The organism is Parafilimonas sp., assembly GCF_047606085.1.
Classification (GTDB): domain Bacteria; phylum Bacteroidota; class Bacteroidia; order Chitinophagales; family Chitinophagaceae; genus Parafilimonas.
Genome location: NZ_JASGEX010000161.1, coordinates 1 through 15,164, shown reverse-complemented (window position 1 = coordinate 15,164; position 15,164 = coordinate 1). Strand labels below are relative to the sequence as shown.

10 protein-coding genes are annotated in these 15,164 nt (G+C 43.3%); all 10 read right to left on the bottom strand.

Annotated features, from left to right (window positions below; translation table 11 throughout):
- On the bottom strand, positions 1-1,078 hold a 1,078-nt coding region (locus QM629_RS13885), incomplete at its 3' end, for an acyltransferase family protein (protein WP_415160484.1).
- A 79-nt stretch (positions 1,079-1,157) separates the two neighbouring features.
- Positions 1,158-1,466 (bottom strand): antibiotic biosynthesis monooxygenase, encoded by a 309-nt coding sequence (locus QM629_RS13880; protein ID WP_415160483.1) that lies wholly within the window; start codon positions 1,464-1,466, stop codon positions 1,158-1,160.
- A gap of 62 nt (positions 1,467-1,528) precedes the next feature.
- Positions 1,529-2,737, bottom strand: a complete 1,209-nt coding sequence (locus QM629_RS13875) for a nucleoside permease (protein ID WP_415160482.1) — start codon at positions 2,735-2,737, stop codon at positions 1,529-1,531.
- Between the two features lie 285 nt (positions 2,738-3,022).
- Positions 3,023-5,152, bottom strand: a complete 2,130-nt coding sequence (locus tag QM629_RS13870; RefSeq protein ID WP_415160480.1) for a TIM-barrel domain-containing protein — start codon at positions 5,150-5,152, stop codon at positions 3,023-3,025.
- A 215-nt stretch (positions 5,153-5,367) separates the two neighbouring features.
- A complete protein-coding gene (locus QM629_RS13865) occupies positions 5,368-7,305 on the bottom strand; it encodes a M1 family metallopeptidase (RefSeq protein WP_415160479.1) in 1,938 nt (645 codons plus the stop codon).
- 690 nt (positions 7,306-7,995) lie between these two features.
- A complete protein-coding gene (carB, locus tag QM629_RS13860) occupies positions 7,996-9,642 on the bottom strand; it encodes a carbamoyl-phosphate synthase large subunit (protein WP_415160478.1) in 1,647 nt (548 codons plus the stop codon).
- Between the two features lie 230 nt (positions 9,643-9,872).
- Positions 9,873-10,301 carry an SsrA-binding protein gene (smpB, locus tag QM629_RS13855; RefSeq protein ID WP_415160477.1) on the bottom strand — a complete coding sequence of 143 codons (429 nt, stop codon included), beginning with the start codon at positions 10,299-10,301 and terminating at the stop codon, positions 9,873-9,875.
- 184 nt (positions 10,302-10,485) lie between these two features.
- Entirely contained in the window at positions 10,486-11,415 is a 930-nt protein-coding gene (accD, locus tag QM629_RS13850) for an acetyl-CoA carboxylase, carboxyltransferase subunit beta (protein WP_415160476.1), read from the bottom strand.
- 79 nt (positions 11,416-11,494) lie between these two features.
- Complete coding sequence (locus tag QM629_RS13845; protein ID WP_415160475.1) at positions 11,495-12,553, bottom strand: class I fructose-bisphosphate aldolase; 1,059 nt, start codon at positions 12,551-12,553, stop codon at positions 11,495-11,497.
- 111 nt (positions 12,554-12,664) lie between these two features.
- A complete protein-coding gene (gene ispG / locus QM629_RS13840) occupies positions 12,665-14,761 on the bottom strand; it encodes a (E)-4-hydroxy-3-methylbut-2-enyl-diphosphate synthase (RefSeq protein ID WP_415160474.1) in 2,097 nt (698 codons plus the stop codon).
- Positions 14,762-15,164 lie beyond the last annotated feature (403 nt).

Genomic DNA, 15,164 nt, shown 5'->3' with positions numbered 1-15,164 from the left:
GGTGAAGAAAAGGCTTTTCAATTATTTCATTGCATAATAAGGCGATGACGAAAACAAGGGCTGTGCAAATAATAAACATCAGGTTGCTTTCATCTTTTATGCCAAGCTTTATCAATGGTTCCTGCGCCACATGAACTACCATTTTATGAACGAGGTAAATACCGTAAGACAGCGTGGCGATCTTCGAGGTTATTTTCGATTCGTGCTGATACAAGAAACTGCCTGGGCTTAAAGCGCTTAAAACAATCAACCCATAACCGATGTCTGTAAGCGGTAAACCAAATACAGACGACTTAAAACTTATTTGATTACTGCATATATAGTGGCTGGTTGCAAAAAGGATAAGGCCGGTTAAAAGCAGTATGCGCTCATGCGATAAAACCTTTTTACCAATCGCAGGTTTGAATTGCAATAAGGCTGCGATGCTAACGCCAACCAGCAGGCCATCGAGCCGGCCCCAGGTTGGGTAATAAATCCATTTATACCAGGTAATCCAGTCATTATCAGAACTTAAATTGGCATGTAATACAGCACGTATAATAAAGCCGGCAATAAATAATAAAACCAGGAGCCAATATCCCTTTTTCAATAGCCTGGTTTTTATTAAACCCAACAATATAAACGGCAGTAACAAATAAAACTGCTCTTCAATGCATAAACTCCAGCAATGCGAAAAGGTACCTTGTTTGGCAATATCAAGGCCGATGTTTTGTGTGAAGGTTAAATACTTCCAAAGTGGCGCCGGCGATTCCCGTTCCCGTACAAAAGGGAATAAAAAATATAAAGCAACTGTAAAAAGATAAACAGGAATGATCCTGAAGAAACGTTTGATAAAAAAACCTTTCAGCGAAATTGTTTTGTATTCAGCAATTTGTTTAAAAAGCTGCGCCGAAATTAAATACCCGCTTAATACGAAGAAGAGGTCAACGCCGCTCCAGCCAAATCTGGTTAGTGTATTTGTCCATGCAGGATGCGGAAAAAATCGCCCATAATGAAACAGGAAAACATAGGTAATTGCGAAAGCACGCAGGTGATCGAGGCCATGCAGTTTATGCGATAATCCGCCATCTGTATTCATAAAATCTAACTCAGCTAAATAATAGCTCCAATATTTTTAAAGACTGGCTCAGTCTTTTTAGACTGAGCCAGTCGCTTTACTATCTTATCTCGCCAAAACATTCATAGTGCTGCACAGTTGGTTCAAGCTCCAGCAGGTATTTTTTATCTTCCTTATAATACTTTGCTTTTTCATAATCCCTGCCGGTAAATGCGCGGATGCTTTCAATATTCACCCACCACGAAACCGTCCATATATGGGTTATATCGCCTTCCTGCTTTTGCCAGACCTGCGCATTTAAATTACCGGGCGTTGCCCGGTAATCTTTAACGCCCGTTTGCATTACATAATTCATGTATGCTTCTGCGTTTTCAGAAGATGTTTTCCCATGCCATAAACGAACTATCATAATAAATACTTTTCTATTTTTGGCTTCAGGCTACAAGTTTTTCTACGGCTTGCAGCTTGTGGCTAATAGCCTGCGGCTTTCTTTACATCGTTCTTTTCCCTGAAGAACAACAGGAAATAAATTAAAACGCCAATGGCAATGTAAGCAGGCACAAGCCAAATCTTTGTCCAGTCGTGATGTTCCGGGCTTATAATGTGTTTATCAACAATAACACCGGAGAACCATGTTCCTATAAACATGCCCACGCCATACGTTGCAAACGTAAATAAGCCCTGTGCTGCATTTTTTATTTTTTCGCCGGCCTTCTTTTCTGTGTACATATAACCGGTTACAAAGAAGAAATCATAACAAACGCCGTGTAAAATTATACCGGCATACAGCATCCATTCATTCGCCTCTACATTGCCGTAAGCAAAGCAGATGTAACGCAGTATCCAGGCCGTCATGCCCAGCAGCAGCATTTTCTTTACGCCAATGCTGTTAAATAAAAATGGTATGGCAAGAATGAATACGCCTTCCGAAACCTGGCCGAGAATCATTTTACCAGCGGCATTATTCATGCCCGCTTCATTTAAAAAAGGATTGGCAAAGCCATAATAAAAAGAAAGCGGTATGCAAACCAGGATTGCTGCAATAAAGAAGATGGTATAAGAAGTGTTTTTAAATAATACAAAAGCCTGGGCGCCCAATGCGGATGAAGCGCTTGCATCGGCGCTTTTGCCTTTCGGCGGCGTATCGGGCAGCACAAAACTGAATAAGCCAAGCAATACGGAAACACCTGCCGCCATATAAAACGTATTGGCTGTTTTTTCAATGCCGAGAGAGCCAATAAATAATCCTGCCACGATCCACCCAAGTGTTCCGAATACGCGAATCCAGGGAAACTGCTTGCCTGGGTTGGTCATTTGATGAAAAGCCACACTATTGCTTAAAGCAATGGTGGGCATATATAGTAAAGAATACAGCAATATCACCCAATAAAAGGCTGCGTTATCGGTAACCTTTGTGGCAAAGAACAGCAGTGCGCCGCCAATAATATGAAACACGCCCATTATTTTTTGCGCTGCAAAATAACGGTCGGCTATCATGCCGATGAAAAACGGGGATATCATGGTGGCAATGGCCAATGCGCTGAATGCAGCGCCTATCTGCAGGCCTGTGGAATGTAAGTTCTCGCCCATATACGTGCCCATGGTTACATACCAGGCCCCCCAAACAAAATATTCCAGGAACATCATTATGGCAAGCGATACGCCGGTCTTTGCTTTCATATTATTTCTATCTTGATTATTGGCTGCAATATAATCTTATACAGGAATTTATTGGCCTTAGGGTTTGTTTAAAATTTTTCAGCATAATTTGCATGGCAGATGAATGAATCATTGCCTCGCTGGATTCAAGATCAGCCTTTCATAGTCCTCACTGTTTCTTCTGTTGGTATCATGAGCATTTTGAATAGCCACTGCTAATAGCAATCCTAATGTACCAGCCATAATGGGGCGTTTGAGGTCCTTTACTTTCTTTCCGGAAAGAAGAAAACAATGCCGCACAGGCATTTATTGAACATGCTTTACAGTATTTACTTTATACAACGACGAGGTATAATTTCCGGTTGATTGGGTTACGATTTTTTTACCATTCCATTTCAATGTGAGCCAGCTATATTTTCCCTTTACATAATCATCAGTAAAGCTATTATCGCTGAATAATGTTGTTGGCTCAGGGTTACCATATACATTGCAATTAATATCAAAAGTTGTTGTTGAATCAATATCTTCAACAGGTGCGGCCAGCGGAATTATAGAGTTATTCTTGATGAACATGGGTATTTCATCCAGGCTCATGGTGATAGTATAAGCGCTGTCGCCGGTATATTTTTTATCAGTATTAAAATCAAACCATTCACCTTTTGGTAAATAAATTTTTCTTGTTGAAGCGCTGTCGAAAAACGGCGCACATAAAATGCTTTCACCCATCATATATTCATCATCCAGTTTATATACTTTTTCATCATTTGGATAATCCATTACCAACGCCCTAAAAACAGGTGTTCCTTCAAAATGATATTTCGCATAGGCATTATACAGGTACGGCAGCAACTGCATGCGCAGCTCAATCAGTTTCTTTGCTTTCAATTCCAAAGAATCTGCATTGCCTAACAATACATGCTTATTGTTTTTGTCACGGTCGTATTGCAACCATGGCGGCATGCTTAAATACCAACTATTCGTCACCATGTGGCTCGACATTAATGTTGTCTGCATCCTTCGTATCAGTTCCGCATCGCTATGGGTCTCCCTTAATTCAGGGCTCCAGTTTACGCCCGCAAAACCTGAGTTCACAATCATTCTTACATAATCTTTATGATTGTACATATCAGAATACAGAACAGATGTACATGGTGAGGCAAAAAGATAGGACGCTCTTACATCAAGCAATGTTCGCTGGTTATGCCGGGCATATACATTCAGCATACCTTTTTGATAGAGATAACCAAATAACTGGCGCATTTGTATGCCATCCATGCCACCGGGAAACCGGGTTATATCCGGAAAACTCCATTCGCCCTGTGCCGAAGTATATTCGGCGCCGTCGCATTCATCTAACTTAAAAGCAGCAATGCCTTTTTGTACCAACGCACTGTCGTGATACCCATAGAAAATATTTTGTGCTTGCTGTAAAGTAAAGTCCGGCACTGCGCCATTCCACACTTTATAGTTGCCCGAATATGTAGTGATATTTTTATATACAGGCGAGCTGGGCGATGTATATGCATGTTCCCATAAATTGAGTTTAAAGCTTTTATTGCGCATGTTTCTGATGAATGATTCAGGCTGCGGAAAATTATTTGTATTCCACGCAAAAGAACAGGAATACGCATTGGTTTGCCAGCCCGGTTCTAAACCAATTATATCACAAGGAATATGTTTGGCACGGAAATAATCAGCCATATTTTCAACATCGTCACTTTTTGAATCTCCCTTCGCCCTGTACTCAAAACCCAAACCCCATAAGGGCGGCAAAGCACCGCCGCCACTAAACAAATTATAACGCTGCATAACATTCAGCATGGTTGGGCCATCAATAAAATATACTTCCATGCCCTGTGTGTCTTCCACCAGCATTTGTACAGATGCACTATTGTTATTACTGCTTCCATATAAATCTTCAACACTTAGTTTAATGTTGCTGTTGGATGAATCTGTATGCACATCATTGGGATCCATCTTATTTGCAGAAGCCATATAGAAAGTGGTATAGCGGGATGTATTGACCAATATGCCATAGCCCCTGGATGATATAAAAAAAGGCATTGCCGCATGGCCAAAACCAAGATTGCCGACAGGAGAAGCATTGGTTCTTATTTCTCTTCGCATACCCCGTTGCTCGAATGTATTGGTTTGCATGCCGAAGCCATAAAAGCGTTCGCTATCATCCACATTCATTTCAGCAACCACACCTGATGGCAGGTGTTTGAAGCGAATATTTTTAAAGAAAGACGGCAATGAATCAACCGCCATTTTATTCAATGCATCGCTTAACGGAGCTTCTTTAAATGTTGTGGGTAAATGTTGTTCCGGCGTGCCGAATGTTATCTTCCATATACCCTTGGCTTGCTGTGCAATGGTTTGTGCGATAGATTGCCTGTATAACAAACAGCATAATACGGTAAGTAGTTTTTTCATTTTTCAAACGGCGATAAAAAGATTTCACGATGCTTAAATAACCGGGCAATGTTATGCATTTTGAATGAAATGCATGATGCGCCGCCCTTACCGGCATGGCCGCCAATAAGACGCTTAAAAACAAAATGCCGTCAGTTTATTGAATCAAAGCTGTTGGCTGCAAGAATAAATTAAGGGTTATGTCTGGGTATTAATTTTATGGAGCCACAAACAAATCATTGCTTCCAAATATTGTTATTTCTGTCTGCATCAGGATACATATTTTCCGGATCAATTGTTACCACTGCAACTTCGCTTTTTGTTGCGGCGGTTAATTCATAAGTGTCGCCTGTTTGCCATATTTCAACCGGCAGCCGGTATGTTTCGGTTTTACCATTCTTTGTCTTCACTTCCACAATAACAGGCATGGCTGCCTGCTGCTTGTTTTCAATGGTAATGATAGCTCCCTTTGTCGCATCTCCATCTACATATTTAACTGATTTTATGGATTGATCAAGCTTATAATTTTCCATGAACATGGCTTTCCAAAACCAGCCAAGGTCTTCACCTGTGCCATTATCAATGCTATGAAAAAAATCATTGGGTGTTGGATGCCTGAAAGCCCAATCCCGGATGTATTGTTTAAAAGCCGAATCAAACAAATCTTTACCAATAATATTATCGCGCAACAGTCTTAATGCATAAGTAACTTTTAAATATTGCGTATGAAAAACCATATCGCCCATCATAGCGTCCGGCTTTGTCATAACAGGCGGAACACTATCAGCAAAATAACTTTCAATGGGCCTGTCGTGCGGCTCATAACCGGTAAACTTTCCGTGCTCAAAATCTTCCCGGGCAATATTATCTATAAATGTATTGAAGCCTTCATCCATCCATGCATAACGGCGCTCATTGCTGCCAACGATCATCGGGAACCAGGTATGGCCAAGCTCATGGTTTACCACGCGCCAGTACATATTGCCCGAACTGAATGCAGGGCAGAACACGATGCCCGGGAATTCCATTCCGTCAAGATTGGATGCCACATTTACAGCACAGGGATATGGATAAATGAACCAGCGTTTGCTGAAGTTTTCGACCGTGAATTTTACATACTCACTTGAATGCTGCCAGCTATCGGGCGTCATTGATTCGATTGGATATACAGAAATGCCGAAAGCTTTTTTGCCGTTTGGCAAATTGATGTTAACGCCTTCCCACACAAAAGCTTTCGATGCAGCCCATGCGAAATCCCTTGTGTTTAGCATGCTGAACTTCCAGGTGCAGGTTGGCTTGTCTGGCCTGATGGATGCGTTGGTTACGTCTTCCGGTGCATGTATGAAATAGCCTTTCTCGCTATTCTTTGCCGCCTTCCAGCGCTGCAATTCTGTTGCTGACAGCACTTCCTGCGGGTTCGTTAATTCGCCTGAAGCCTGTACCACATAAGCAGACGGTAAAGTAATGTTTACATTAAAATTGCCATATTCCAGATAAAATTCACCATTGCCTAAAAACGGTAATGTATTCCACCCTTCCACATCATCCAGCACGCAAAGGCGGGGATACCATTGTGCTATGGAATAAATATTGCCATTTCGGGTTGGTAAAATATCAGTGCGGTTAACGCCAAAATCGTTGTTGTGGAAATATTGCGGAATAGCATAGCTGAAGCTTATACTAAGCTGCATGCCGGCGCCTGAAGGCAAAGGCTCATTCAATATTACCTTCATTCTTGCATCGCTATGCACCACCTGCAGGCTTTGTTGTTTAGCGGTTACGGAATTAATGATAAAACCACCATCGAAGCCCTTTCCTGTTTTGCTTTCATTGCTGTCGGTAAGCATTCTGGTAAGCCTTGCCCTTGAGTTAAGCTTATAGGCATCTTCATCAAGCTGCAACCATACGTATGTTAATGTTTCCGGGCTGTTGTTGGTGTAAGTGATGATTTCCTTTCCATGCAGGGTTTGATTTGTGTCGTTCAATGTTACATCAATAATATAATCAACTTTATTCTGCCAGTACTTTGGCCCGGGCCTGCCCGTTGCAGTTCTGTATTCATTGCCTTGTGGTAATATGGGCTGTGCAGGAAAAACCGCTGCCGGATTATAGACAGATTGTGCAAAACAGCGAAAACTTGTAAACAGTAGAATGAATAATACAATTTTTTTCATGCGCTGATTGTATTTAAACTTGTTTTAAATCATTACAAATTGGCCAATAATAAACCTACTGTCGCAGCAGGGCCTTCATTGAATAGGTATTGTGCGCGGCATGTGCACCCCCTTAGTATTGAACAGTATTGCCGCGGCAGTAAACCTCCTGGTATCAGTATTGCCGGCATTGGCAGCCGGCTATTGTTGTAATTGTGTTGTGCCCGTTCCGGCACGCCTTTCCACCATAGCCGTCAACTTAAGAAATATAAGCAGTAAAATATCCCCGACTGGGGTTCAGTTTGAATAGCCATCGGTATAACCTGTGGACAAATTGAACGGTTTTGATATTGAACCCCGCAAGGGTTCAACAAAAACATCAACATTTTTACCGTGGGTGTAACTTACGGCTATTCAAATTCAAGCCCTCCGGGCTTAAGTTGACGGCTATGGTCTTTCCACGAGCCTAAATTACAAAAGCGGCGTGTATAATTTTGTGTTTAGGTAATTGAATGAAAATAAATATTCAATGATCAATGTTCAATGCAAAGCGTTTTAATTGATAATTGATTGTTGGGTATTGATTATTTGTTTTTAATCAATTTGAATTGTGATTATAAGCTTTAAAGAAATACTTCATGCCGCAGCGCATAAAGGCTGTTCCCGGTGGGGTAAAAAAAGCGCCCGGTCTTTTAAAATATCACCTGCGCCCTATCCTTCAAAACTGCTGTAGAAATATGGCGTTTTGGCTTCAAACTCTGCACTGCACGTATCCACCATTTTATAAACGCGGGTAATGCCCAGCGCTTTTCGTTTTTCATATACCTGCTCATCGGTGCAGCGGTTTTTTAATATCCTTGCAATTTGCTCATCGCTGAAGCCGTTGTGCTTGGCTTCCTTCAAACGATCTTCCGGCAGGCTTTCCAGCGTATGCTGGGCAAGCAGTTTTTCAATTCTTACAATTTCCTGGATTTGATAAATGAACCATCGGTCAATACGTGTGGCCTGAACAATGGTTTTGGCTGTTACGCCTTCCATCAGCGCATCTTTAATGCGGAAGATGCGGTCCCATTTCGGCGTTTTAATATATTCGATCAATTCGTCGCTCTTCATCAGGCTCTTGCCATAATAGCCCAGGCCTACCGCTTCATTCTCCAGGCTCTGGCAGGCTTTCTGTATCGCTTCTGTAAAGCTTCTCCCTATCGCCATTACTTCTCCCACGCTTTTCATTTGTAAACCCAGGGTATCGTTGGCGCCCTTGAATTTATCAAAATTCCAGCGCGGCACTTTTACGATAACATAATCCAGTGCCGGTTCAAAATAGGCGGAGGTGGTTTTGGTGATCTGGTTCTTCAGTTCATCCAGTGTGTAACCAATGGCCAGCTTGGCGGCAATTTTGGCAATAGGGTAGCCGGTTGCCTTACTGGCCAACGCCGAAGAACGGCTTACACGCGGGTTAATTTCAACAGAGATAATATCTTCCGTTTCAGGGTCAAGTGCAAACTGCACATTACAGCCGCCGGCAAAATTGCCCAGGCTGCGCATCATACGCATGGCCTGGTTGCGCATTTCCTGGTAGGCGGTGTCGCTCAGCGTCATGGCAGGCGCAACCGTAATGGAATCGCCGGTATGAACGCCCATCGGGTCGAGGTTTTCAACCGTACAGATGATAACCACGTTATCATTTTTATCGCGCAGCAGTTCCAGTTCAAATTCTTTCCAGCCAAGTACCGCTTTTTCAACCAGTACTTCATGAATAGGGGAGGCCTGCAAACCGCGTTGCAGCGCTTCATCCAGCTCGCTTTTATCATGTACAAAACCGCCGCCGGTGCCCCCTAAAGTAAACGAAGGGCGTATTACCAGCGGGAAGCCAATTTCCTGCGCAAACTCTTTTCCTTCGAGGAAGCTGTTGGCCACCCTGCTTGGCGCTACTTTAATATCTATATCAAGCATGAGCTGCCTGAACTTTTCACGGTCTTCGGCCACTTTAATGGCTTGTATATCAACACCAATAAGGCGTACATTGTATTTCTCCCAAATGCCCAGTTCATCGGCTTCAATGCAAAGGTTCAATGCGGTTTGGCCGCCCATAGTGGGCAATACGGCATCAATTTCACTTTCCTGTAAAATCTGTTCAATGCTTTCAACCGTTAATGGCAGCAGATAGACCTTATCAGCCATCATGGGGTCTGTCATTATAGTAGCGGGGTTGCTGTTAATCAGTGTAACTTTTATGCCTTCTTCGCGCAGGCTGCGGGCTGCCTGCGAGCCGCTGTAATCAAATTCGCAGGCCTGGCCAATAATAATAGGGCCAGAACCAATAATTAAAACCGATTTTATGGAGTTGTCTTTAGGCATAGAAAAATAAATTCCGCAAATGTAGCCTGCTGGAATTTATTTTGGCCCATACAATATTTTTTATGTGAATTTTTTAGGGACAGGTTCTGGAAGAAAGCAATGATAGCACGAAATAATTTCGGCCGGCGGATGGTTGCGCTTAAGGTAAGATATACAATACACCGGCAATTATGCTTCTTTGTGCTTCGGTCAAACCGCTATCGCGGGCTGGCCGCGGATGTATCAGGCACTTATGTAAGCGCCCTGCTTATCTCGCGTTTAATATCTTTTTCTTTAATAGATTCTCTTTTGTCGTGCAGTTTTTTGCCCCTTGCCAAACCTATTTCCACCTTCACCAGGTTTTTTTCATTAAAGAACATGCGCAGCGGCACAAGGGTGAATCCCTTTTCCTTCATTTTAGCCTGTATGCGTTTCAGTTCGCGCTGGGTTAAGAGCAGTTTCCTGTCGTGCACGGCAATATGGTTATTGGCAGTGCCCAGTTTATATTCGGCAATGTATAAGCCGCGCAGCCATAATTCGTTTTTATCAAACAGGCAATAGGCATCGTTAAAGCTCACCTTGCCTTCGCGAATGCTTTTTACTTCGGTGCCAAGCAATACAACGCCTGCCACATATTTATCTTCTATGTAGTAATTAAAATAAGCCTGCCTGTTGTTCATACCCCTGTCCCCTGAAGGGGGATTATTTTATGCATAAAAATATTGATTCGAGCGTAATCTTTTATACCAGTGTATTACCTGCTTCCATACTTGCTTCAGCACAAGTGGTGCGACACAACCGTGATGCCATGCAATACAAGAGCCGGTATCATAAAAATAAAAAAATGCGAAGCATTATAAAACATTAAGGCTCCAGCAAATGTATGAGTGTTGAAAGCTTTGTTTTTAAAACTTTCCGGTCAACGATAAAATCGAGAAACCCATGTTCCAGCAAAAATTCGCTGCGCTGGAAGCCTTCGGGCAGGTCTTTTTTAATGGTTTCTTTAATTACGCGCGGGCCGGCAAAACCGATGAGGGCGCCGGGCTCGGCAATATTAAAATCGCCCAGCATACCAAAGCTTGCAGAAATACCGCCGAATGTTGGATCGGTTAATAAAGAAATAAAAGGTAAACCGGCATCACTTAACTGCGATAATTTGCCGCTTGTTTTGGCAAGCTGCATTAAGCTGAAAGCGCTTTCCATCATGCGGGCGCCGCCGCTTTTGCTTATTACCAGGAAAGGCAGTTTATATTGAATGCAGTAATCAACGGCGCGGCTGAATTTTTCGCCCATCACGCTACCCAGCGAGCCGCCGATAAATTCAAAGTCCATGCAGGCTACCACTATTTCAATGTTATTCATGCCGCCTACGGCAACGCGCATGCTGTCTTTAAGATCGGTCTTGGCATGAATTTCTTCCAGCCTTTTCTGGTAAGGCTTCAGATCGGTGAATCCTAAAAAATCTATGCTTTGAATATTGTCGAAAAGCTCGGTATATTTTTGATTGTCAAATAGTATTTCAAAATAATCCTCGCTGCCTATGCGATGGTGGTAATTGCATTTAGGGCAAACATATAAGTTCTCTTTCAGCTCGCTTGTGGTACAGATATAGTGGCATTCTGGGCATTTGCTCCATAAACCTTCGGGCATTTCTCTCTTCTCGGAGGTGGACGTGGTTATGCCTTTGCGCAAACGCTTGTACCATTTCCCCCTCGTTTCATTGCCTGCCGCACCCTCGTTTGAACTTTCTTCACCGGAAAGCGATTCGTTAAGTTCATCGTTAAGTTCTGCCATAAACTTTAATAAGGGTAAAATGGCGGGCAAACCCGCTTAAAAGATTTTGCCCGCCATGCAATTTATGCTATTTAATTAATTAAGCAATTGTAATGCTTTCATCTGTATAAACATCCATTATTTTACCAAGCATATCAACACCTTCACTCATGGGGCGCTGGAAGGCTTTACGGCCAAGAATAAGGCCCATGCCGCCTGCACGCTTGTTTATAACGGCTGTTTCCACTGCATCTGCCAGGTCTGATGCGCCCTTGCTTTCGCCACCGGAATTGATCAATCCCACCCTGCCGGAATAGCAGTTTAAAACCTGGTAACGGCAAAGGTCTATCGGGTGGTCGGTAGTTAATGCAGAATAAACCAACGGGCTTGTTTTGCCATGCTTGGTTGCGAGGTAACCGCCGTTATTGGTAGGCAATTTTTGCTTGATGATATCTGCCTGAATGGTTACGCCCAAATGGTTTGCCTGGCCGGTGAGATCGGCAGAAGTATGATAATCAACGCCATCTACTTTAAAACCATTGTTTCTTGTATAACACCAGAGGATGGTTAACATACCCAGTTCATGTGCATATTCAAAGGCTTCTGAAATTTCTTTCAGTTGTTTGCGGCTTTCGGCACTGCCCCAGTAAATGGTAGCGCCAATGCCTACAGCGCCCATGTTCCAGGCATCTTTTACAGAACCGAACAAGGTTTGGTCGAATGTATTGGGCAGGCTTAAAAATTCGTTGTGGTTGATTTTTACAATAAAAGGGATTTTGTGGGCGTATTTACGGCTCATAATTCCCAGCACGCCAAAAGTTGAAGCAACGCCATTGCAGCCTGCTTCAACAGCGAGCTTAATAATATTTTCCGGGTCAAAATAAATGGGATTGATGGCGAAAGAAGCCCCGGCGCTGTGCTCAATGCCCTGGTCAACCGGGAAGATGTTGCAATAACCGGTATTACCAAGGCGGCCATGACCCAATAACTGTTGCAGGCTGCCTAAAACACGGTTGCTGCGGTTGCTTTCCTTCCATACCCTGTCTAAATGGTCCGGGCCGGGAAGATGCAGGGTGGACTTATCTATTGCCGGACTTGAATAATCTAAAAGGTATTCAGCTTTGTTGCCAAGCAGTTCGCTAATTTTGGAATTTGCCATAACTATTTTTTGTATGAATTAATATATAACAATCGGCTTACGGGCAGCAAATATAGGCAGTAAATTTTAATGGGTTTTATTCTGATTTTTTGGGTGGGGGTTGTGCGTAATTTACGAAGGGTCAATCCAGGCGCCGTAATCTTTTATAAGACCGATCAGTTCGTCAACCGCCACATGGCTGTCCACATTGCGCTTGATAACTTCTTTGCCTTTATATAGTGTTATTTTGCCTACGCCACTGCCCACATAGCCAAAATCGGCATCGGCCATTTCACCGGGGCCATTTACAATGCAGCCCATAATGGCAATTTTCACGCCCTTTAAATGATTGGTTACTGCACGGATCTTTGCTGTGGTTTCCTGCAGTTCAAACAGTGTTCTGCCGCAGCTCGGGCAACTGATGTATTCCGTTTTTGAAATGCGGGTACGGGTTGCCTGTAAAATAGAAAATGCCGTTGCATTCAGGAATTGATGGTTGCTGGCAACGGGAATATAATTGCGCCCGCTCACTTTTGTATTGTGCAATTTTTTCGGGTCGTTCACCAGCCATACGCCATCGCCAAAACCATCCAGCAACAGGGCACCGGCTTCTGCGGAGAATTGGATAAGCTGCTCATCCACCGAAGCAAAATGGCTTTCCACACAAATAATTACAGGCGTCTTTATGTTGCGGTCCATTAACTCAATCATGTTGCGGCGCACATCGGCCATGCTGTGCTTATTGGTTGAATACAGGCAAAGCACGGCTGTTACATCGGTGGCAACCTGGTCGAATATCTTTTCTTTTATTTGCTTATCAATTGTATGAACGTCTATTGCTACAAAATTTTGTTTGGATGACTTGTCCGGAATATCAAGGTACTCCACACCTTCGAATAACGGAAAGCAGACCTCACCCCGGCCCTCTCCAAAGGAGAGGGGGCTTTTAGCTTCTAACCATTTTCCTGCGTTACATATAATTTTTAGTGTGCCGGGCAAATTAAAATCCAGGGTCTTATTGCCGGTATAGAGGTAATCTGCCGCAGAATCGCCAATGTTCCATTTATCTGTTGCCGCATCGTAATTATAACCAATGGCTTTTAAGTCTTCCACATTAATTTTTTCTTTTTGCAGGAAGCCGGCCACCACAATTGGCACCAATGCGCCGCCTATGTTGTTTACTTCATTTGTTATCCTGCGCTTATATTCAAAAGGATTGTAGGGCAATGTTAACCGTTGTCCGTTGACCGCTAACCGTTGTCCGTTCGGTTCATCTGCAGATGAAGGACGGTGGACGGTGGACCTGATCTTTTGCAATAATCCGGCTATGGGTGAATGATGATCACGGTTTTCATAGCGCTTCACCAGGTCTTTGCAAACAGGTATTTCAAATTCGGGATCTTCTGTCAATGATACGCGGATGGTATCGCCCAAGCCATCCTCCATTAAGGTACCAATTCCAACAGCGCTTTTTATCCTGCCGTCTTCGCCATCGCCGGCTTCGGTAACGCCAAGGTGCAGCGGATATATTTCGCCAAACTCTTCAAACATGGTATTTACCAGCAGGCGGTAAGCCTGCACCATTACCAGCGTGTTGCTGGCTTTCATGCTCAATACAATGTTGTGATAATTTTCATCCCTTGCAATGCGCAGGAATTCCATGGCGCTCTCCACCATGCCCATCGGCGTATCGCCATATCGGCTCATGATCCTGTCACTTAAAGAGCCGTGATTGGTGCCAATGCGCATGGCCGTGCCATATTCTTTACAAATTTTAATGAGTGGCGTAAAGCGGTCGCGTATGCGGTTTATCTCTTCTGCATATTCCGCATCGGAATACTCAATTTGCTCAAACTTTTTCTTATCCACATAATTACCCGGATTAACCCTTACCTTTTCAACAATGCGGGCTGCAATTTCAGCGGCATTGGGCGTGAAATGAATGTCAGCCACCAGCGGCGTGGTATAACCGCGTGCATGCAGCTCATTTTTTATGTTGAGCAGGTTCTCTGCATCTTTTTTTGATGGGGCGGTAATGCGCACCAGTTCAGCGCCGGCTTCAATGCAGCGGATGGTTTGTTCAACGGTGGCAATGGTATCCATGGTATCAGTGGTGGTCATGGTTTGCACGCGCACGGGATGAAGGTTGCCCATCAAAAGATCGCCAATCTTTACCTCGCGGGTTTTTAAACGGCTGTATGCCGTAAGCGAATTGCAATATGCCTGCATAGGCTGCAAATTTATGCATTAGGCGGCTGATGGGTTATTTTTTAAGGATAAGGCAGAAATTTAACGTTAGCGCCACCGTCGCCTTTGTTTGGGTTGTTTCTGCAGCCAATAAATACTGCAGGAATACATTAGTAAAATTTATTATTTTTACTATAAACCTGTTTATGGCTTTTTACTCCACTATATACTAACCGTAAATCGTTTAAATCGCTAAACTCACGCTTTTGCAATAACATCAGCAATATTAATCCTTATTATTTTGTGTCCACACGATAGGACGCGTCGGGGGCATCTCATACTTAGCGTGTACCAATATACATTTTATAAAGTCATCCTTGCTTATACAGCATGATTATGAGATTCCCGCCTTTCCGATAAACCGGAACAGGTCGCGGGAATGACG

What these genes read in the sequence shown, in the direction of transcription:
- QM629_RS13880 (WP_415160483.1), bottom strand. Translation starts at nt 1,466, where the DNA reads ATGATAGTTCGTTTATGGCATGGGAAAACATCTTCTGAAAACGCAGAA.
- QM629_RS13875 (WP_415160482.1), bottom strand. Translation starts at nt 2,737, where the DNA reads ATGAAAGCAAAGACCGGCGTATCGCTTGCCATAATGATGTTCCTGGAA.
- QM629_RS13870 (WP_415160480.1), bottom strand. Translation starts at nt 5,152, where the DNA reads ATGAAAAAACTACTTACCGTATTATGCTGTTTGTTATACAGGCAATCT.
- QM629_RS13865 (WP_415160479.1), bottom strand. Translation starts at nt 7,305, where the DNA reads ATGAAAAAAATTGTATTATTCATTCTACTGTTTACAAGTTTTCGCTGT.
- carB (WP_415160478.1), bottom strand. Translation starts at nt 9,642, where the DNA reads ATGCCTAAAGACAACTCCATAAAATCGGTTTTAATTATTGGTTCTGGC.
- smpB (WP_415160477.1), bottom strand. Translation starts at nt 10,301, where the DNA reads ATGAACAACAGGCAGGCTTATTTTAATTACTACATAGAAGATAAATAT.
- accD (WP_415160476.1), bottom strand. Translation starts at nt 11,415, where the DNA reads ATGGCAGAACTTAACGATGAACTTAACGAATCGCTTTCCGGTGAAGAA.
- QM629_RS13845 (WP_415160475.1), bottom strand. Translation starts at nt 12,553, where the DNA reads ATGGCAAATTCCAAAATTAGCGAACTGCTTGGCAACAAAGCTGAATAC.
- ispG (WP_415160474.1), bottom strand. Translation starts at nt 14,761, where the DNA reads ATGCAGGCATATTGCAATTCGCTTACGGCATACAGCCGTTTAAAAACC.